General features: G+C 68.8%; 15 protein-coding genes and 1 pseudogene. 9 read left to right on the forward strand and 7 right to left on the reverse strand.

The features are described from left to right. Positions 1-183: 183 nt before the first annotated feature. A complete protein-coding gene (locus NF4_RS10145; protein ID WP_063127042.1) occupies positions 184-1,263 on the forward strand; it encodes an enoyl-CoA hydratase/isomerase family protein in 1,080 nt (359 codons plus the stop codon). Positions 1,264-1,298: 35 nt separating this feature from the next. Here NF4_RS10145 and NF4_RS10150 read toward each other — a convergent pair whose 3' ends face one another. Together NF4_RS10150 and NF4_RS10155 are read right to left on the reverse strand one after the other, a co-directional pair. Further along, positions 1,299-2,690, reverse strand: a complete 1,392-nt coding sequence (locus tag NF4_RS10150; RefSeq protein ID WP_063127043.1) for an amidohydrolase family protein — start codon at positions 2,688-2,690, stop codon at positions 1,299-1,301. Continuing rightward, positions 2,687-3,898, reverse strand: coding sequence for a CoA transferase (locus NF4_RS10155; RefSeq protein ID WP_232330393.1), 1,212 nt, complete (start codon positions 3,896-3,898; stop codon positions 2,687-2,689). The genes NF4_RS10150 and NF4_RS10155 overlap by 4 nt, the downstream gene beginning before the upstream one ends. 119 nt (positions 3,899-4,017) lie before the next feature. Here NF4_RS10155 and NF4_RS10160 point away from each other — a divergent pair, with 119 nt between their 5' ends. The 3 genes from NF4_RS10160 to NF4_RS10170 all read left to right on the forward strand — a co-directional run bounded on the left by NF4_RS10160 (position 4,018) and on the right by NF4_RS10170 (position 7,890). Beyond that, the gene (locus NF4_RS10160; RefSeq protein WP_063127352.1) at positions 4,018-5,187 is read left to right on the forward strand and encodes an acyl-CoA dehydrogenase family protein; all 1,170 of its coding nucleotides are present in this window, start codon (positions 4,018-4,020) and stop codon (positions 5,185-5,187) included. A gap of 291 nt (positions 5,188-5,478) precedes the next feature. Continuing rightward, the gene (locus NF4_RS10165; RefSeq protein WP_063127044.1) at positions 5,479-6,294 is read left to right on the forward strand and encodes a DUF1206 domain-containing protein; all 816 of its coding nucleotides are present in this window, start codon (positions 5,479-5,481) and stop codon (positions 6,292-6,294) included. Positions 6,295-6,438: 144 nt separating this feature from the next. Beyond that, entirely contained in the window at positions 6,439-7,890 is a 1,452-nt protein-coding gene (locus NF4_RS10170) for an MFS transporter (RefSeq protein ID WP_063127353.1), read from the forward strand. Positions 7,891-8,083: 193 nt separating this feature from the next. On the opposite strand, the gene NF4_RS10175 is transcribed toward NF4_RS10170, so the two are convergent. Beyond that, positions 8,084-8,419, reverse strand: a complete 336-nt coding sequence (locus NF4_RS10175; RefSeq protein ID WP_063127354.1) for a MerR family transcriptional regulator — start codon at positions 8,417-8,419, stop codon at positions 8,084-8,086. 414 nt (positions 8,420-8,833) lie between these two features. Between NF4_RS10175 and NF4_RS10180 the strand changes: the two genes are divergently transcribed. From NF4_RS10180 to katG, 3 genes are all read left to right on the forward strand, one after another. After that, the gene (locus tag NF4_RS10180; RefSeq protein ID WP_232330394.1) at positions 8,834-9,127 is read left to right on the forward strand and encodes a cold shock domain-containing protein; all 294 of its coding nucleotides are present in this window, start codon (positions 8,834-8,836) and stop codon (positions 9,125-9,127) included. Between the two features lie 140 nt (positions 9,128-9,267). Then, positions 9,268-9,672 (forward strand): Fur family transcriptional regulator, encoded by a 405-nt coding sequence (locus tag NF4_RS10185; RefSeq protein WP_063127356.1) that lies wholly within the window; start codon positions 9,268-9,270, stop codon positions 9,670-9,672. 35 nt (positions 9,673-9,707) lie between these two features. Further along, positions 9,708-11,939, forward strand: a complete 2,232-nt coding sequence (katG, locus tag NF4_RS10190; protein WP_063127045.1) for a catalase/peroxidase HPI — start codon at positions 9,708-9,710, stop codon at positions 11,937-11,939. Positions 11,940-12,083: 144 nt separating this feature from the next. Here katG and NF4_RS39155 read toward each other — a convergent pair. From NF4_RS39155 to NF4_RS10205, 4 genes and pseudogenes are all read right to left on the reverse strand, one after another. Continuing rightward, positions 12,084-12,182, reverse strand: a pseudogene (locus NF4_RS39155) (aldo/keto reductase); the annotation flags it as partial. A gap of 28 nt (positions 12,183-12,210) precedes the next feature. Further along, on the reverse strand, positions 12,211-15,459 hold the full coding sequence (locus tag NF4_RS10195; protein WP_063127357.1) for a protein kinase domain-containing protein: 3,249 nt from the start codon (positions 15,457-15,459) through the stop codon (positions 12,211-12,213). A 177-nt stretch (positions 15,460-15,636) separates the two neighbouring features. Then, entirely contained in the window at positions 15,637-15,867 is a 231-nt protein-coding gene (locus tag NF4_RS10200) for a PhlB family protein (protein ID WP_232330395.1), read from the reverse strand. A 1,383-nt stretch (positions 15,868-17,250) separates the two neighbouring features. Next, positions 17,251-18,021, reverse strand: coding sequence for an IclR family transcriptional regulator (locus NF4_RS10205; RefSeq protein ID WP_063127046.1), 771 nt, complete (start codon positions 18,019-18,021; stop codon positions 17,251-17,253). A 67-nt stretch (positions 18,022-18,088) separates the two neighbouring features. On the opposite strand from NF4_RS10205, the gene NF4_RS10210 reads away from it, so the two are divergent. Then, entirely contained in the window at positions 18,089-19,093 is a 1,005-nt protein-coding gene (locus NF4_RS10210; RefSeq protein ID WP_063127047.1) for a 2-dehydro-3-deoxygalactonokinase, read from the forward strand. A 38-nt stretch (positions 19,094-19,131) separates the two neighbouring features. Further along, positions 19,132-19,755 carry a 2-dehydro-3-deoxy-6-phosphogalactonate aldolase gene (locus NF4_RS10215; protein WP_063127359.1) on the forward strand — a complete coding sequence of 208 codons (624 nt, stop codon included), beginning with the start codon at positions 19,132-19,134 and terminating at the stop codon, positions 19,753-19,755. The last annotated feature ends 48 nt before the right edge of the window (positions 19,756-19,803 follow it).

Genomic DNA, 19,803 nt, shown 5'->3' on the forward strand with positions numbered 1-19,803 from the left:
TTTGCAGGACAAGCGTACTGGAATTCTCCGCACGACAGTCCCGGCCAGGTCCTGTGCGGCCTCACCCGCGGGCAGCGACCGCGTGACCTGGACGCAGGAAGGGTGGGCGCCGGGGTCCGGGCAAGCGATCGGCGAGGGCCGGGTCCTGCTACGTTCCGAGGGACGATGTCAGGGACGGTGGATATGGACGTGCGAACGCTTACCGCGGCGGAAGTGGCCGGTGGCGCTCTCCCGGAATCGGTCCTGGACCCGGACTCGCTGCTGGAGCCCGTACTGATCGTCGAGCTGGACGGCGCCGACGGTGCGACCGCGCGAACCGCCGCGGCCCGGATCGCCGCGTGGGGGAGCCTGGCGGTCGGGGTCTGCTCCGGCGGGATCGCCCCGGACCTGGCGCCCCTGACCGCCGCGTTGGACCTGACCTATGCCACGGCCGAGACGGCGGATCGCTCGGTCGTGGGTGTGGCGGACCTCGATCGCGCGCGCACCGAATTCCTCGCACGTGTGCAACGGTGTCCGCAGGCGTCCCATATCGCCGGGCAGGTGTTGCGCGCCTCGGAGGATCTGCCGGTGCCCGCGGCGATCGATGTGGAATCGCTGGCGTACTCGACGCTGCAGGGCGGCGCCGAATTCGGTGCCTGGCTCGGCGAACGGCGACGGTTGGGCCGGCCGCTGCCGCCGCCACCCGATACCGCTCCGGTGCTGCTGTCGGCCGAGGGCGACACCCTCCGGATCACCCTCAACCGTCCGGAACGGCGCAATGCCTACGGGACGGCGGTACGGGACGGCCTGGTCGAGGCGCTGCGTACCGCGGTCGTCGCCGACGCGTTCGGCCGGATCGTCCTGGACGGTGCGGGGTCGTCCTTCTGCTCCGGCGGAGATCTGGACGAGTTCGGCCACACACCGGATATCGCGACCGCGCATCTGATCCGTACCCGCGGTGGTGCCGCCCGGTTGATGGCCCGGCTCGCCGATCGTATCGAGGTCCGGTTGCACGGGCACTGTGTCGGAGCCGGGATCGAGATCGCCGCGTTCGCCGGACGGGTGGTCGCCGCGCCCGATACCGTCGTCCGTCTACCCGAAGTGGCGATGGGTTTGATCCCCGGCGCCGGGGGCACGGTGAGCGTGCCGCGCCGGATCGGCCGCTGGCGTGCGTTGCACCTGTTCGTGACCGGTGTGGCGCTCGACGCCGAGCGGGCGCGGGCATGGGGGCTGGTCGACGAGATCGTCGATGCCGCGCGGCGGCAGGTAGCCGGAAGTCGCTGAGACGATACCGGCACCGACGAGTGTCCCTCCCCGGCTCAGCGGTCGAATATGATCCGTCCGCGGATGATCGTTGTCCGCACCGCCTCCGCCGTCGGTTCCGCGAGCAGCCGGGTCAGCGGCCGATCCAGCAGTATCAGATCGGCGGCCGCGCCCGGGGCGACGGCGCGGGCGCGGCCACCCGGATCGTGCAGCGGCGCGAGGTAGCGTCGCAGGGCATCCGGGGGTCGCAGGGTTTCCTTCGCACCGACGACGCGACCGTCGGGGGCGCGCCGCGCCACGGCCGCGGCGACCACCTGCCAGGGGTTCAGTGGACCGTACGGGGCATCGCTGGACAAGGCCAGGCCCACGCCGGCCTCGGCCATACTGCGGCACCGGTAGAGATCGGGCAGGTCGGCCGGGTCCATCCGCCGCAGATAGTCGTCGCCGCGATCGGCGAGGAAGCCCGGCTGCGTCACCACGGAGACGCCGAGACGCCGCAGCACATCCAGGGATTCGGCCGGTACGACAGCACCGTGTTCGATGCGATCGCCCGGAACCGTACCGACCTCGTCGAATGCGGCGAGCAGCAGCAGCAGCGCTTCCCGGCTGACGCAGTGCACGGCGACGGGCCGGTCCAACTCGTGCGCGCGCCGGACAGTGCCTACGAGCGTATCGATATCGGGCAGACCCGAATCCGCGAGGACGATCTTGTACGGCCCGGCGGTCACCCCGGCCGCGCCGGTCCGGCCGAGCGGTACCCCCAGCAGCGTGAGCCGCTGGGGCACTTCTCCCGAGGTGGCCGCGGCGCCGAGGGCGGCGAGGGATTCGTCGGCCAGATCCGGTGTTGCGTCGGTGATTCCGGTGATCCCGTACCGAGCCAGTCGCGCGCCGACCGCGGTGAGGTCGGGCGGGCCGGTATCCGGTAGTCGCGAACGCAACCAGGTGTCCGCGCGCCAGAGCCGGCCGGTCGGCCGACCGGTTCTATCGCGTTCCACACCCGGGTCGCTCGCGGAATCGAGCCCGACCCGATACGCGGCGGCCGAATTGAGTACCCACAGCGCGCCGCTGCGGTGCTGGACGCGAACCGGCCGGACACTGTGCAGGGCATCGAGTGCCGCCGAATCGAGCAGACCGGCAACGGTTTCGACGTAGCCGATGCCGCGGATCCAGCCGTCGCCCGGGGCGGCGGCGAGCGCGCGGGCCAGGTCGGCGGCGGTATGCACCTGCGGTGGCCCACAGCGGACCGAGTTCGACTCCGCCGCGAGCGCGTACAGGTGCAGGTGGTGGTCGTGCAGGCCTGGCAGCAGAGCGCCACCCTCGGCGTCGAGTACCGGGATTCCGGCCGCGGGCAGGCCCCTGCCCAGCGCGGCGACGACGCCGTCGCGGAGCAGGATGTCGGTGCGCGGCCCGCCCGACACTTCCGCGTCACGGATCAGCAGATCCGTCATCCCGGCCGTACGCCCAGTTCGGCGAGCACCGTGGCGGTGTCGCGGCCGCTTTCCGGTGCGGTACCGGTTGCCGCGCGGCGGGCCGGCGCGACGATGTGTGACTCGTCGATCGGCACCGTCGCGGCGGTTCCGGGATCGAGGGTCGCGGCCACCACTGCGGACATCGAAATATCCCAGAGCTGCCCGGACCCGTCGGCAGGAGCCGACATCGCCAGTACGGCCGCGGTCAGGCCGGTCAACGGGTCGGCGATCGCGTCGCCGACGAACAGCGGGGTGTCGTCGGGTGCCCGTGCCACCAGGCCCGCGCTCGCGGCGATATCGTCCCCGAAGCCGATCCGATTCGAGGCCCGGCCGTGCGCCGTGATCGAGATCCAGGTGCCGCCGGCATCGGCGAACGCTCGGGCATCGAGCCCGAACCCGGCCAGCGCGCGCGGGCGGGACGCCTCGATCACGATATCGGCGGAGGCGACCAGTTCACGCAGTGCACGACGTTGCCCGAGGTCACCGGGGTCGAGGACGACGGATTCGTGGCCGCCGTGCAGCAGTCGGTAGAAACCCGGTTCACCGCGGCGGGCGCCGTCGGGCCGGGTGGGAGTCTCCACCTTGATCACGCGCGCGCCCGCGAGTCCGAGGAGGTGGGCGCACAGCGGGCCCGCCCACAGGGCGCTGAAATCGACCACGCGCAAGTTGTCCACCGGACGCGGGCGCAGCGGTTGTGGTGGTTTCGCCGATACGGGGGCGATCGGTCCGGCAGCCACGCCGAGCAGTTCCGCGCGCTCGGCGAGTTCGGCGCCGGGGTGGGTGCGCAGCCATTCCGCCACTGCGGGCCAGGGATCGTCGACCGCGTCCCGGCCGATGAGCGCGGCGAGCAGAACGGGATCGTCGGGCCGCGCGCAACTGACCGCTGCCCAGCCGTCGGCGGTGGGCAGCAGGCGGCAGGCCCGCCCGGCCGAGCGGGTGCCGCCGCGGGTGGACCCGGTGCAGGCGGCCCGCTCGGTAAGCAAGCGGGCGCCGTCGAGCCGGACCCGTCCGCCGGTGAACGCCGCGATCCGGGTGGTGTGCTCGCGGGCGACCGTGGCCGCGACGCCCGGTGGGATCAGCGCGGGTCCGCTCGGAAAACCGGTGAGTGCGGGTACCCCGCTCTCGGCCCAGTCGAGGATCCGCCGCGCCGTGGTGTTCGAGGCGGCTTCCCCCGAGGTGTCGGACACGGCGCCGATGGTACCTGCCGCTGCTGATGACGTGCGTAGATTTCCGCCGGTCATCGATCAACTACCGTTGGCCGACCATGACTGTGGACATGCACGGGCACGGGTCGGCCCGCGACACGATGAGGACAGCACGCGTGAGCTATTACCTGAACGACGAAGAAGCGCTGCTGGTGCAGACGGTGCGGGAGTTCGTCGATCGGGAGGTGAAACCGTCGGTGCAGGAGGTCGAGCACGCCGACCGATACCCCGAGAACTGGATCGAGCAGATGAAGCGGATCGGTATCTACGGTCTGGCGATCCCCGAGGAATACGGCGGCACGCCGGTCTCCATGCCCTGCTACGTCCGGGTGACCGAGGAACTGGCCCGCGGCTGGATGTCACTGTCCGGGGCGATGGGCGGCCACACCGTCGTCGCGAAACTGATCGGCCTGTTCGGCACCGAGGAACAGAAGCAGCGCTACCTGCCACCCATGGCCACGGGGGAGATCCGCGCGACCATGGCACTGACCGAACCGGGCGGCGGCTCCGATCTGCAGGCCATGACCACCACGGCCCGGCGCGACGGCGACGAGCTCGTGATCAACGGTGCCAAGACCTGGATCACGAACGCGCGCCGGGCGGGCGTGATCGCGCTGCTGTGCAAAACGAATCCGGCGGTGACCCCGCGGCACCGAGGTATGTCGATCGTGCTCGTCGAACACGGCCCGGGCCTCACCGTATCCCGTGACCTGCCGAAACTCGGCTACAAAGGCGTGGAGAGCTGTGAACTGTCCTTCGACGGCTACCGGGCTCCCTGGTCGGCGGTCCTGGGCGGAGAGCCCGGTAAAGGGTTCTCGCAGATGATGAAAGGCCTGGAAACCGGCCGCATCCAGGTGGCTTCGCGAGCGCTCGGGGTCGCCGCGGCCGCACTGGAGGATTCGCTGGCCTACGCGCAGCAGCGGGAGAGTTTCGGCGAACCCATCTGGAAGCACCAGTCGGTGGGCAACTACCTGGCGGATATGGCGACGAAACTGACCGCGGCCCGCCAGCTCACCCGCCACGCCGCCGAGATGTACGACCGCGGCGAGCGCTGCGATATGGAGGCCGGTATGGCCAAGCTGTACGCCTCCGAGGTGGCGATGGAGGTCGCCCTGAACGCGGTCCGCATCCACGGCGGCTACGGATACTCCACCGAATACGATGTCGAGCGGTACTTCCGCGACGCCCCGCTGATGATCGTCGGCGAGGGCACCAACGAGATCCAGCGCACCGTGATCGCGTCGCAACTCGTGGCGCGGGGCGGGCTGTGAGCGGCCGGTTCGCCGGTGCCTCGGACGCGTTGCGGCGTCGGGGGTGGCAGGGATGACGAGATGTCGCGCCGGTGGTCGTGGGATGGCGCGTTCGCGCCACCACTGGTAGGCGTACCGTTTCGCCCTCCCGTTCCCGGGTATCTGCTGAACGTTCCATTCGCTCGAGGAGGCGTGGCAGCGAACAGGCGAGCGCGAGAAGCGGTTTCGGGTCGACGCCGATCCGGGGCCGGGCTCGCGTGGGGCCGGTTCCGGTACTGCCGGTCGCGCGCCTCCGGTACGAAGAGAGGCCAGATGATCCAGGTTTCCACATCCAGGCCGGTTTCCGCGGCGCACCGTGTCACCGACAGTCGCGTGTTCGAGCGACTGGCCCGTGCCGGTTACGTGATGGCGGGGCTCGTACACCTGCTGATCGGCTACCTCGCCGTGCGCCTTGCCTTCGGTGGCGGCGGCACCACCGATCAATCCGGTGCCATGGCCGAGCTCGCCGCCAAACCCGGCGGCGTCCCCGCGCTGGTAGTCGGTATCGCCGCCTTCGTTTTCATGGCGCTGTGGCGGCTCACGGAGGCGGCACTCGGGTCGCGCACCCGTGGTGACGAGGACCGCAAATCCGATCTGTTCCACCGCGGCAAAGCGTTCGCCGTGGCCCTCGTCTACTTCGGCTACGCGATCACCGCGTTCGGTTTCGTCCAGGGCAGCGGAAGCTCGAGCGGTGGTAAGAACGCCGGGTTGTCCGCGCGAATGATGCAGAGCACCGGCGGCAAGATCGCCCTCGTGCTGGTCGGTGCGGTGATCATCGCGGTGGGCGTGTACCACATCTACAAGGGAGCCACCCGGCGGTTCCTGAAGGAACTGCGCACCAACCGTGCGCTGCTGCGCAGGCTGGGAACCGTCGGGTACCTCAGTAAGGGCTCGGCTATCGCCGGGGTGGGTGTACTCGTGATCGTGGCGGTGTTCCAGTCCGATCCCGGTAAGGCCAGCGGCCTGGACGCCGCGGTGAAAACGCTGGGTGCGCAGCCGTTCGGCCCCGCTCTCCTGGTCGCCGCCGGACTCGGCATAGCCGCCTACGGCCTCTACGATTTCGCCTGCGCCCGCTACGCCCGGATGTGACCGGCGCGGACGCTCGTCCCGGATACCTGTCGCGCCCCACCCTGCCGACCGGCGCGGTGGGGCGCCGGGCTGCGGCGATCTCGTCTCCCGTCCCGGCGTGTGTCGCGCGGTGGCGAACCGCGGCGGATCCGTATCTTCGGTGACGTGAACCCCACCGCGCTGCCCCGTCTCGGGTCGGTCGGCGGCCGCTGGATCGTGCTGGCCACCGTGCTCGGCTCCTCGGTGGCTTCCCTGGACGCCACTGTCGTCAATATCGCGCTGCCCCGTATCGGCGCCGCGCTCGATACCGATGTCGCCGGATTGCAGTGGACTCTCAACGGCTACACGCTGACCCTGGCCTCGTTCATCCTGCTCGGCGGTTCCTTCGGGGACCGTTTCGGCAGGCGTAAGGTTTTCGTCGCCGGCGCTGTGGGTTTCGCTGTCGCGTCGCTGCTGTGCGGAGCGGCCGTGAACATCGAGATGCTGGTGGCCGCCCGGGTGCTACAGGGGGTGGCCGGAGCCATGCTCACGCCGGGCAGCCTCGCCCTCATCTCCGCCTCCATCGACAATCGCGATCAGGGCGCGGCGATCGGGCTGTGGTCCGGGTTCAGTGGGGTGGCGGGGGCACTCGGCCCGTTCCTGGGCGGCTGGCTGATCGAGGTGGCGGGCTGGCGGTCCATCTTCTTCCTCAATGTGCCGCTGGTGGCGATCGTCGTCCTGGTCTCGCTGCGGCATGTGCCCGAGAGCCGCGATCCGAAAGCGACCGCCCGGCTCGATCTCCCCGGTGCGCTGGTGGTGGCCGCGGCGCTCGGCGCGCTGACGCTGGGGTTGATCGACGAACTTCCGGTCCTGGTGGGTGCCGGCGGGGTGCTGCTGGCGGTCTTCGTCCTCATCGAGATGCGCAGTGACCACCCACTGGTACCACCGGCCCTGTTCGCCTCCCGGGTTTTCACGGTGGCCAACCTGGTCACTCTCGCGGTGTACGCCGCGCTCGGCGGAGTGTTCTTCCTGCTGGTACTGGAACTACAGATTGTCGCGGGGTATTCGCCGTTGCTCGCGGGGCTGGCCACGCTACCGGTGACGCTGTTGATGCTGGCACTCTCGGCGCCGTCCGGCCGGTGGGCCCAGCGGCACGGGCCTCGCCTGCCGATGACATTCGGGCCGTTGCTCGCCGCGGGCGGGCTGATCCTGCTCCAGCGGGTGGGTCCCGGCGCCTCCTATCCGCTCGATGTACTGCCCGGAGTGCTGGTCTTCGGTCTCGGTCTGTCGGTGCTGGTCGCCCCGCTCACCGGCGCGGTACTCGGCGCCGTGTCGGCGAGCGAGGCCGGGATCGCTTCCGGAGTGAACAACGCGGTCGCGCGGACGGCGCAGCTGCTCGCGGTGGCGGCCCTGCCGGGGCTGGTCGGGATCTCCGGTGCGCTGGACGATCCCGCGGTGTTCGACTCCGGTTTCGGTATCGCCATGTGGATCTGTGCGGGTCTGTTGCTCACCGGCGCGGCGCTGGCCGGGGTGCTGTTGCGGCCGCCGCGGCGGGCACCCGAACCGGCTCGGGTGGACTGCCTGCCGCAGTGCGGAGTCGGTGGCCCCGCGGTCGCTCCGGCGCGGGCCGCGCAGTGACCGGTGTACCGCGGACCGATCAGTCGGTACGGATTTCCCGTCGCGGTGCATGATCGGAAAGATCCGGGGTAGACGCCGCATATGCATTCGACTCCCCTGGCGGCCGGCGTTTCCGCCGGTGCCGCCCCGTGGACCCGGAGCGCGCGACATGGTACGACACGGGCGCGCGCGTTCTCCGGTGTGATCCATGTGACTACGGCGTGCCGCGCAGATTGTCGTTGTCCAGGCGCAGCCGGTCGTTGTCGGCGTGTAGATCGGCATTGGCATCCTCGAGGTCGAGGATGCGGCCGATACCCGTGAGGTTCACGCCGGCGGCGACGAGTTCGGTGATCCGGCGCAGGCGAGCGAGGTCGTTACCGCTGTAGCGGCGGGTGCCGCCGTCACTGCGCGCGGGGGTGAGCAGACCATGGCGTTCGTAGAGCCGGAGCGTCTGCACGCCGATGCCCGCGAGGCCTGCTGCGACCGAGATCCCGTATACCGCCTGATCGGGATTGGGCAGGTGTTGCCCCGGGTCGCGCTCGTGATCCATGCACTCCTCTTCCTCGTCGTCGTACACGAGGTTTCCTACCTTATCAACTTGCACTAGATAATTGTCGGTGCTATAAGAAATCTGTGTTTTGAGACAGAGATTATCTAAGTCCGATCGTACTGAGCGGAGTGCACGGGAAGCGGCCACCCGTCGAAGAAGCCGGGTGGTCCGCCCCGGTCCGCCGCACCCACTCCGTCTCGCCCGCGGATATGCCGCGCCGACGACGAACACCCTTTTGTCCACCCGATTCGCCAGTTTGGAGATGTATCCGGTCATGCCCGCTCCCGAAATATCGACAGCATCGACACGAGAACGTACGGAGTCCCGCTCAGAGGCCCGGGTGGTCTGGCCGGAGCCCAGCCCGCTCGACGAGTGGTGGAACCGGGTCATGGGCGCCTCGAAAGCGGGCGTCCGGTGACGGCGCCCGCCTCTGCGCGACTGGAGAACGAATCCGGCGCCTCGCTATCCCGGCCGGCGGCCGAGCGCTCCTCGGTCCGGTCCGGCCGGGTGATCTGGTACGACGCCCAGAAGGGCTTCGGCTACATCGATCCCGACGACGATATCGCTCCGGTCTTCGTGGAGTACCGGAGTATCGACGCCGACGGGTACCGAGTCCTCTTCGCCGACCAGCGCGTGGAGTTCTCCACGGTCGCACGCGCCGGTGGGGCGGAGGCCGTAGCGGTACGTCTCTGCGATCGAGCCGCCTGAGCGACGAACAGGATCGAACTCGACATGACGAGCAAATCGCCGTGACCAGTGCAGATGGTCGAACGCGCAGTGAATGCTTGACTCATTCCAGAAAAGAGACCAGACTTTCGGCTGTGCATGCGGCCGTGGATTTCCAGCAGATGCTGCGGGGAGTTTCGCTGCGCGTGACAGCTCCGCGAGTGGCGGTGCTGAGCGCGGTGTACGACCACCCGCATGCCGATACCGATTCGATCATCCGCGCCGTGCGGTCGCGCCTGTCGGCGGTCTCGCACCAGGCGGTGTACGACTCGTTGCACACGCTCACCGCGGCCGGACTCCTGCGTTGTATCCAGCCCTCCGGTTCGGTGGCCCGTTACGAGTCCCGCGTCGGTGACAATCACCATCACGTCGTATGCCGGACCTGCGGTTCGATCGCCGATGTCGATTGCGCTGTCGGCGCGGCCCCCTGTTTGACAGCCTCCGACCACCACGGCTACTCGATCGACGAAGCCGAGGTCATCTACTGGGGCCTGTGTCCCGACTGTGCGGCATCGCACCGCACCTGATCGCAGCTCCTGCCACTTATTCAGGAAGGAAAGTCGTGACCTCCGATAGTCGTCCACCCGCTCCTGACACCGGAACTCGCAGCGCGAGCGAGAGCGAGAATCCGGCGATCCCGTCGCCTACGGCCCATACCGACCACCGCCCCCGCACCAATACGGACTGGTGGCCGGAGCAGATCGATGTCTCGGTACTGCACGCCCATTCGTCCAAAGCCAATCCCCTCGGCGAGGATTTCGACTACGCCGCGGAGTTCGCGAAGCTCGACGTCGAAGCCCTCAAAGCCGATGTCGCGGCGGTGCTCACCGATTCGCAGGACTGGTGGCCGGCCGACTACGGAAACTACGGCGGCCTGTTCATCCGGATGAGCTGGCATGCGGCGGGTACCTACCGGATCGCCGACGGCCGCGGTGGCGGCGGTCAGGGCGCGCAGCGGTTCGCGCCGCTCAACAGCTGGCCCGACAACGCCAGCCTGGACAAGGCCCGCCGCCTGCTGTGGCCGGTGAAGCAGAAATACGGGAACAGCATCTCCTGGGCCGACCTGATCGTGTTCGCCGGCAATGTCGCGCTCGATTCGATGGGCTTCCAGACCTTCGGCTTCGGCTTCGGGCGCCCGGATATCTGGGAACCGGAAGAGGTCTTCTGGGGTCCGGAGGACACCTGGCTCGGCGACGAACGCTACAGCGGTGACCGGGAACTGGCGAACCCGCTGGCCAATGTCCAGATGGGTTTGATCTACGTCAACCCCGAAGGCCCCAACGGGCGGCCCGATCCGGTGGCCGCCGCCCGGGATATCCGGGAGACCTTCGGCCGGATGGCCATGAACGACGAGGAGACCGCCGCGCTCATCGTCGGCGGCCACAGTTTCGGCAAGACCCACGGCGCGGGCGATCCCGACCTGGTCGGCGCCGAACCCGAGGCCGCTCCGATCGAGCAGCAGGGCCTGGGCTGGAAGAGCAGCTACGGTACCGGCAAGGGCAAGGACGCCATCACCAGCGGTCTCGAGGTCGTCTGGACCTCCACCCCGACCCAGTGGGGCAACGGCTTCCTGCAGAACCTGTACGGCTACGAATGGGAGCTCACCAAGAGTCCCGCGGGGGCGTACCAGTGGAAGCCGAAGGACGGCGCGGGCGAGGGCACCATCCCGGATCCCTTCGACGGCCCCGCGCGCACACCCACGATGCTGACCACCGACCTGGCCTTGCGGGAGGATCCCGTCTACCGGGAGATCACCAGCCGCTGGCTGGAACATCCCGAGGAGCTGTCCGAGGCGTTCGCCAAGGCGTGGTACAAGCTGCTGCACCGCGATATGGGGCCCCTCAGTCGCTATCTCGGCCCGTGGGTTCCCGAACCCCAGCTGTGGCAGGACCCGGTCCCGGCGGTCGACCACGAACTGATCGACGACGAGGACATCGCCGAGCTCAAGGGCAAGATCCTCGATTCCGGCCTGTCGGTGCCGCAATTGGTCAAGACCGCGTGGGCTTCGGCGGCGAGCTTCCGCAGCACCGATAAGCGCGGCGGTGCGAACGGCGCCCGGATCCGGCTGGAACCGCAGAAGAACTGGGAGGTCAACGAACCGTCCGAACTCCGGAAAGTACTGCCCGTCCTCGAGCGGATCCAGCAGGACTTCAACGAGTCGGCCTCGGGCGGGAAGAAGGTGTCGCTGGCCGACCTGATCATCCTCGCCGGTTCGGCGGCGGTCGAGAAGGCGGCTCGGGACGCGGGTCACGAGGTCACCGTGCCGTTCCGGCCCGGCCGCACCGACGCCACCCAGGAGAACACCGATGTGGAGTCGTTCGCGGTCCTCGAACCGCGGGCCGACGGGTTCCGCAACTATGTGCGCACCGGCGAGAAGGCGCCGCTGGAACGCCTGCTGGTGGACCGGGCCTACATGCTCGATCTCACCGCGCCCGAGCTGACGGTGCTGGTCGGTGGTCTGCGCGCACTCGGGGCCAACCATGGCGGCACCAAGCACGGCGTGTTCACCGACCGGCCGGGTGTGCTGACCAACGACTTCTTCGTCAACCTTCTGAACCAGGACACGGAGTGGAAGGCATCGGAGTCGGCGGAGAACGTCTACGAGGGCAGCGACCGCCGCAGCGGGGAGACCAAATGGACGGCCACCGCCAACGACCTGATCTTCGGGTCGCATTCGGTGCTGCGCGCCGTGGCCGAGGTGTACGCACAGCGTGATGCCGGCCGTAAGTTCGTCGACGATTTCGTCGCCGCGTGGGTCAAGGTCGCCGAGAACGATCGCTACGATCTGCGCTGATCTGTGCCGCGGAGTCCGGGCCGTCCTGTACGGGGTGGCCCGGATCCGTCTCCGGCGGACGGTCACGAGTTCGCGCGCCGGTCCGCGCGGATCCTCGTCACCGCGGCGCCGGCCTCGGCCGCGGGCCGCCGGTGAGCCGCGCGCTCAGGGTTCGGGGATCTCGACTCCGAAGTTCTCGCGGGTGATATCGGCAGGCTCCGGGCCGCCGCGGACACCGGTGTCGAGCGCGTCGATGGCGTCGAGTGCCGTGCGCGGCCTCGGCGAGCAGGTTTCAGTGCTGCGCGTTCTCCACCACCCAGGCCGCGATCTGAGCGCGTGAGGTGAACCCCAGCTTGGTCAGGATGTTCTCCACATGGCCCTGGGCGGTGCGCTGCGAGATCACCAGCTTGCTCGCGATCTGCTTGTTGCTGAGCCCTTGGGCGACCAGTTCGGCGACCTGACGTTCCCGCCGGGTGAGCTTCGCCGCATGGTCTGCCGGGCCGCCCGCGGCGGTGGCCGGTTCGCCGAGCGCGTAGGCCACGGCGGCATCAATGCCCATGCTCTGTCCTTGCTGAAGGGCCGCGTCGAATCGGCGGTCACCCAAAGCCGTCCGGGCATCGTGCTCGCATTTCTCGTGGAAGGCGGCCGCCACCCGGACCCCCGCCGGACGCAATTCCTCTGCTGCGCCCATGAGTACCGCGGCACGCTCGGCGTCCGCGGGGATATCGAGAACCCAGGCCAGCGCCTCCAGACAGAACATGTTGATCACTGTGCTGTTCAGGCCACTGTTGACCCGCAACGCATCCTGTATCAGCTGCTTGGCCCGTTTCCGGTCGCCGTCCCGCCAGGCTGCGACACCGATGCCGCGCAGAGCCGTCGCGCGATGAAGCACTTCACCGCGCGGCTCGGCGATCGCGAGAACCTCCCGGTAGTACTCGCTTGCCCGGGTGGTCTCCGCGCTCAGTTCGTGTGCCCAGCCGAGCAGGGTGAGAGCGCTCATCCGCAGCCGATCCGCAGGGTCGGCGCCGGTCAGTTCCACGGCGCTTTCGAAATGGGGGAGTGCGGTGGCGGGTTCGCCGCGGCTCACGGCGAAAAGCCCTTCGAAATAGGCGATCTGCGCGCGGCACATCGGCTCGGTCTCGCGCTCGGCGAGTTCCTGGGCTTCCGCCAGAGCGTCCGTCGCCGCCGGGAATTCGCCGTGCATCGCGGCCAACTTGCCCGCCGCGCACAAAGCTTCGATCCGGTTGGGCACCGAATGCCACCCGGAGCGCGCGAGCATGCGCTGCATCCACGATCGGCCCTCTCCGTAGAGCCCACGGAAGTTCCAGAACTCGAAGAGCCCGGCAGCCGTCCGCAGACCGGCATCCACCGCCGCCTCGGTGTCCTCGGCCAGACAGTATTCGAGTGCTTCGCGCAGGTTGGGTTGTTCCCGGGCAAGCCGGGCGATCCAGCGGGGCTGCTCGGCGCTGATCCAACCGGCGGTGGCCTCCGCGCACAGCCGCTCGTACCACTCGCGATGCCGCCGGCGCAGTTCTCCCTCCCTACCGGCTTCTCGTAAGCTCTCCCGGCCGTAGTCGCGCAGGGTCTGCAGCATCCGGAAACGCACGACGCCGTCGGTTTCCTCCCGGATGAGAATCGATTTGTCCACCAGCGACGACAGCACGTCCAGCACGCTGTCCGGGCCGGGACCTATATCGCAGACATCCTCCGCGGCGTCCAGTTCGCAGCTTCCGGAGAACACCGAGAGCTGGGCCCACAACCGCTGTTCGGCCGGAGTGCACAGGTCGTAACTCGAGGCCATACACAGGCGCAGGGTCCGCTGACGGGTCGGTGCGGTGCGACTGGCCCGGGTGAGCACCGGGTTGCGGATACCCATCCGTTCCAGAATCTGCTGCGGTGTCATGGTGCGCAGCCGGGCGGCCGCCAATTCGATGGCCAGAGGCAACCCGTCCAAGCGCGCACAGATCCGCGCCACGGCATCCTTGTTGCTCTCGTCGAGTTCGAAACCCGGGACTGCCGCGGCGGCGCGTTCGGCGAACAGGGTGACCGCGTCGAAACGGGGCAGGCCGAGCAGTGTGGGCACCCGGCCCGGGTCGGGAACCATCAGCGGCGTCACCCGCAGCACCGCCTCACCGGCGATGTTCAAGGGTTCGCGGCTGGTGGCGAGGATTCTCAGTCCCGAACAGCCCTTCAACAGGGCTTCGTCCAGTTCCGCGACCGCGCGCACCAATTGCTCACAGTTGTCCAGCACCAGCAGTGTTTCGCGCGGGCACAGGTACTCCACCAGCACATCGAGCAGCGGCCGGCCGGTTTCGTCGCGCAGCCCGACCGCGTCGGCCACCACATCGACCAGGATCGCGCGGTCGGAGACATCGGTGAGGTCGACCAGCCACACACCATCCGGGAAGTCCCGCCGCACCTGTGACGCCACCCGCAGCGCCAGTCTCGTCTTTCCCACGCCGCCGGTTCCGGTGAGAGTCACCAGCCGGGAGTTCGCCAGCAGGTTCTTCACCTCCAGCACTTCGGTGCGCCGGTTGACGAGACTGGTCAGCTCCAGGGGGATGTTCCCGTTGCGGTCGCCGCCGATCGGTTTGCGCTGTGCCGGTAGCCGGGGCTTGTCCGCGGGCTCTTCGCGGGCGAGTTGCTCCTGCAGCGCCATCTCGTCCACCGGGTATCCGTGCCGCTCCTGCAGCCGGCGGATGTACTGTCCCAGGGCCGCGGCCGACGGACGCTTCCGGCTGTCCCGGTTCATCGCCGATTCCACCAGGTCACTGATATCGGCGGCCACGCCGCTCTCCCTCAGGTCCGGCAGCGGCTGGGTGGTGATCCGCAGGAACTGGGTCACCATTTTCTCACCGCTGCGCCGCTCGAACGCCGCGTGCCCGGTGAGTGCGCAGAACATGGTGGCGCCGAGCCCGTACACATCGGCGCTGGGTGTGGGCGGTTCGCCTTCGAGGACTTCGGGGGCGGTGAAGGCCGGCGAGCCGGTCACGGTGCCCGCGGCGGTGCGGAAACCACCCGCGATATGCGCGATGCCGAAATCGGTCAGCGCGGGCTCCCCGTAATCGGTGAGCAGGATATTGCCGGGTTTCACATCCCGGTGCACGACGCCGAGCCGGTGTGCGCTCTCCAGCGCACCGGCGATCTTCACGCCGATCTGCAGCACGTCCTCGGCGGCCAGCGGCCCGTGGTCGCGAATCCAGGTGTCCAGGGAGCCCAGCGGATAGAACGGGGTCACCAGATAAGGCCGCCCCCGGGCGGTGACGCCCTCCTCCAGCACGGTGACGATATTGGGATGCCCGGTCAACCGGCCCATCGCACGTTGCTCCCGGGCGAAGCGGGCACGATTGTCCTCGTCGGATTCCGCGGCCATCAGTTTCACCGCGACCGTCCGGTCCAGCGGCTCCTGCTTGCACCGGTAGACCACACCGAATCCGCCGCGACCGACTTCCGCCGCGTCCTCGAATCCGGCAGCGTCCAGTTCCGTCGCGACGGTCATCGTCGACTCGCGGCGTGTGCGTGCGGGGTCGTCGCTGTTCATGGGGTGGGCGCGATCCACCGCGTCTGGTTGTGGGCACCGGGTAACATACGCGTCCTTCTCGCCACCTCAACTCTATCGCCGGGGCACTCCGGCGGCGAGGCGTTGTGCCCGGGAAGGTCGTGGCAGGGCGCGGTGCGGGCGGCTCATCCCGGGGGGCGCGGGATACGGCGGGGGCGGTCACTCCGCGGCGAGAGCCGGCTGCCCGCCGCTGATCACGAATACCGGGAAGCGGTCCCCGCGCGGCGGCGCCTGGAAGCGCACCCGGACCGGCCGGCGCCCGGCACCGGGCAGTTCACCGTGGATCGTCGTGTAGACCCAGGGCCCCTCGTCGAGTTCCACGATCGCTATCGCGGACTCCACCGCTTCGGCGCGGGCGTTCGGCGCACCGGCAATTTTCCGCCAGCACACGATGGATCCGCTCCCGGTCGAGGGGACACGCTCGAAATTGTCGCACCGGCATGCCGAGCACCGGGTGACCGGCGGGGCGAACAGCCTGCTGCAGCTTCCGCACCGGCGGATCATCAGCGCGGCCTCGGTGCACTCCGCGTACAGATCACTGCAGCCCGGGACGTTGTCGGAATTCCACTCGTGCATTACTGCCCTCGATGTGATGGTTGCCGATTCGTTCGGCTTCCAGGGTCGGGTATCGGGCGCGGATACGCGCCGGTCGAACGGCCCCGGGTATACCTGTTTTCGGATAATGCCCGGTCAGGTCGGTGCCGGATCGCTCGCAGGGACCGTTCAGTGGGAGTGGCGGGGGTCATACCCGGTACCGCCCCGGGTGGCGCCGTCGCGACGGACCGGCCTTCGGGTTCGTCGCATCGGGGACATGCACTCGCGCGCATCTCGAATGTATTGCTCCGGAATTCCGTGCCGATGAGTCCGGCTACGAGCCGTCCGGTGCCCGGAACACCTGGACGGTCCGTCACCGCGGTGCCGAACCGGTGAATCCGTTTGTGATCTTCGCGTTGCCCAGAAGGGCTTCGGTCGGTACGGAGAATCCGGCACCGGACCGGGCCCGATCGGGTCCGTTGCCCGGTATGCGAAACAACTCCCGATCGCCCGTATCGACAATCTTCGATAAATGAATCAGCCGCTATTGCTGTGGTGATATATGTGAAACTCACGTTAAATGTGTGGCGGAGGACGACAACAGCCCGCCGGAGGTGACCCGGCGGGCTGTTTTCACAGGATTCCCTGCTCATGCGCAGCGCATACTTACTCGGCAGAGAAGCTCGACAGGGTTCCGATGCCGCCGAAGATGTCGCCGAAGGCGCCGAAGAAATCGCCGAGGGCGCTGAAGTCCATTGAACCCATGATATTGCTCCTGTCGTATCCGTTGCTTCGGCGATGCCGTCTGCGCCGCCGCACACCTTGGTACTGGTGTTATCCGAACGTTATAGGTATCGCGGGTTAAATCAAACTGAATTGTGATCCATCCGACACAATTGGATCGGCGCTGGGAATTACATGGATGTCAGCCGGAAGAGGGAGCAAGATCGCGCAGCGGGATTAATTGCGTGAATTTCTCATATATTGCGGTAGCGGGGTAAAACGATGCATTTCGCACAGGTAATTATGTGTTGTTCTGGGGCTCTTGCGTTTCCGTCGTCGCCGCTGTGGTCCGCCGGCCGCGGCTGTCCTCCTTCGGCGGTGCCCGCGATCGTCGGTTCGGGCGACGCGCCCGCCCGCCGCGCGGCCGGAGCTTTGCGGCAGGTACGCACCGGACCGGTAGATGGGAAGGCCGGGCAGCGATCCTGACCGGACGCCTCGCCGTGCGCGCCCGGCGGGTCAGGTCGCCAGGTAGCCCAGCGAGGCCGAGATCCGGCCCGCGGCGCGGCGCACCACCGGCACCAGGCCGCGCATCCGCTCGTGGGGCATGTACGGGGTGGTCGCCGAGACGCTGACCGCGCCCACGATCGCGCGGGACGCGTCGCGAATCGGCGCCGCGACACAGCGGATACCGGGTTCGTTGTCCTCGAGGTCCATGGCCGCGCCGGTACGGGCGTAGGTCTGCATGCGGCTGAGGAAGTCCTCGGGGTCGCCGGGCTTCGCCCCGGCCGGAAGTCGCGCTTCATCGGCGGTGTACTGCTCGGCCCAGCGATCGGCCGCGTCGAGCAGCAGCGCCTTGCCGACGCCCGCGCGGGTCAGCGGCATACGGTACCCGATCCGCGAGCGCATCTCCGCACCTCGCGAGCCGGGGAGTTTGTCCAGATAGAGCACCGAACCGCCGTCCTCGACGGCCAGGTGGACCGTATCGAGCACCGTGGCCGACAGTTCCTCGAGCACCGGTCGCGCCACCAGCGGTAGCGGGTTGCCGTGCAATGCCTGGAAACCGAGTTCGATGAGGGCCGGACCCAGGGTGTAGCCCCGGTTGTCGTGGCGCAGGAAGCCCTGGGCGACCAGTAGTTGTGCGAGCCGGTGGGTGCTGCTGCGGCCGAGGCCGGTGTGTTCCACGATCTCGCGTAACCCGTGCGCACCGTCGCCGACCGCGCGGATCACGGCGAGGCCACGGGCGAGGGTCTGGGTGCCGGGCGGAATGGTGTCGGGAGAAGCGCTCACCGCTCCAGAGTCCCATAAATAGGGACCAGGTTGGAAATAACGGGACGTCCTGTTCATAGTGACCGTCATGACACCGGACCGACCAGGGCTCTCGACGCCGCGCCTCATCGGACTCGACTGGGGTACGACGTCGATGCGGTGCTGGTTGCTGGGTGACAACGGCCGGATCCTGGACACCCGGCGGCTCGCCGGCGGGCTGCTCGATATGGCCGCGGGCATCGATACCACCGATCCGGTCGCGCGGGCCCGCGCGTACGAAGCGACCTACCTGGACGTGTGCGGGGAGTGGCTGCGTGCCGCCCCGGAGGTTCCGGCGCTGGCCTGCGGCATGGTGGGCAGCGCGCAGGGCTGGTACGAGGCGGGGTATCTCGATGTCCCGGCGCGGCTCGATATCACCGGTCCGGCCCTGGCCCGGGTGCCGGTGGCCGCGGGCGTCCTGCACCTGGTGCCAGGTCTGCGTGTCCCCTCCGACCCACGGCGTGATGGTGCCGGGGATGTCCTGCGCGGTGAGGAAACGCAGGTCATCGGTGCGCTCGAATCGATCGACCGACCGGATACCGAACATGTCCTGGTGCTGCCGGGAACCCACACCAAATGGATTCGGATCGCCGACCGCAAGGTACTGTCCTTCACCACGGCCATGACCGGCGAGTTGTACGGACTGGTCACCCGGCATGGTCTGCTGAGCCATACCGGGGCCACCCCGCGCCGCGACGACGCGGCTTTCGCGCGCGGCCTGACGGCCGGCTTCTCGTCCCGGGAACGCGGGCTGGCCGCCACGCTGTTCGGGGCGCGGGCGCTGGTTCTCGACGGCCTGCTCGAACCGGCCGCGCTGGCGGATTACCTCTCCGGCGTCGTCATCGCCGACGAAGTACGCCATCTGCTGCCGCAGTACGGCGGCGCGGACCGGATCATCCTGTGCGGCGCTGCCGATCTGTGCCGCCGGTACGCCACAGCGCTGTGGGCGCGGAAGGTGCGCACGCAGGTGGTGGACGAGGATGCCGCCGCGGCGGGGCTGTGGTCGATTGCGGTCGGGGCCGGGCTGGTCACGGCGGGTGCGGACGCCCGATGAACGCCCGGCAGGAAATGAACACTATCGAGGAGCTATTCATGGTGGGCACATCGGAGGCCATCCCATCCGGGTTGATCGCCATTCTGCGGGGCATCACCCCGGGCGAAGTCGTCGAGGTGGGTTCGGCTCTGATCGAGGAAGGTTTCCACGCCATCGAAGTGCCGCTGAACTCACCGGACCCGTATCGGTCCATCGAGTTGCTGGCGACGCGTTTCGGCACGGTCTGCCCGGTCGGCGCCGGCACCGTCCTGCGTCCGGAGGAAGTGGAGCGGGCCCGCTCGGCCGGCGCCGACATCATCGTGTCTCCCGACACCAATATCGAGGTGATCGCGGCCACCCGGAGCCGCGGAATGCGCTCGTACCCGGGGGTCGCCACGCCCACCGAGGCGTTCGGTGCCGTACGTGCCGGGGCGCGCAGTCTCAAACTGTTCCCCTCCGAGGCGCTGGGAATCTCCGGTATGCGGGCCGTGAGCGCCGTCCTGCCGGCCGAGGTGGAGCTGATCCCGGTCGGCGGTGTGGACGAGACCAACCTCGCGGACTGGCGCGCCGCCGGCGCCGGCGGGGCCGGTATCGGCACCGCCGTCTACCGGCCCGGCGACAGCGCCCGCGAGGTGCGCGCCCGGGCCCGCCGGTTGTCGAAGATCTGGGCTTCCACCCCGTAGTACCCGCTCGTCACCGGACAACGCTGTCCGCTGCACAGGAGGAAATCA

This window comes from Nocardia fusca NBRC 14340 (assembly GCF_001618425.1).
GTDB classification, from domain to species: domain Bacteria; phylum Actinomycetota; class Actinomycetes; order Mycobacteriales; family Mycobacteriaceae; genus Nocardia; species Nocardia fusca.

Bases quoted from the DNA above. Each gene is read 5' to 3' on its own strand.
- NF4_RS10145 (WP_063127042.1), top strand. From the start codon at position 184: ATGGACGTGCGAACGCTTACCGCGGCGGAAGTGGCCGGTGGCGCTCTC.
- NF4_RS10150 (WP_063127043.1), bottom strand. From the start codon at position 2,690: ATGACGGATCTGCTGATCCGTGACGCGGAAGTGTCGGGCGGGCCGCGC.
- NF4_RS10160 (WP_063127352.1), top strand. From the start codon at position 4,018: ATGAGGACAGCACGCGTGAGCTATTACCTGAACGACGAAGAAGCGCTG.
- NF4_RS10165 (WP_063127044.1), top strand. From the start codon at position 5,479: ATGATCCAGGTTTCCACATCCAGGCCGGTTTCCGCGGCGCACCGTGTC.
- NF4_RS10175 (WP_063127354.1), bottom strand. From the start codon at position 8,419: ATGGATCACGAGCGCGACCCGGGGCAACACCTGCCCAATCCCGATCAG.
- NF4_RS10185 (WP_063127356.1), top strand. From the start codon at position 9,268: ATGCTGCGGGGAGTTTCGCTGCGCGTGACAGCTCCGCGAGTGGCGGTG.
- NF4_RS10195 (WP_063127357.1), bottom strand. From the start codon at position 15,459: ATGAACAGCGACGACCCCGCACGCACACGCCGCGAGTCGACGATGACC.
- NF4_RS10210 (WP_063127047.1), top strand. From the start codon at position 18,089: ATGACACCGGACCGACCAGGGCTCTCGACGCCGCGCCTCATCGGACTC.
- NF4_RS10215 (WP_063127359.1), top strand. From the start codon at position 19,132: ATGGTGGGCACATCGGAGGCCATCCCATCCGGGTTGATCGCCATTCTG.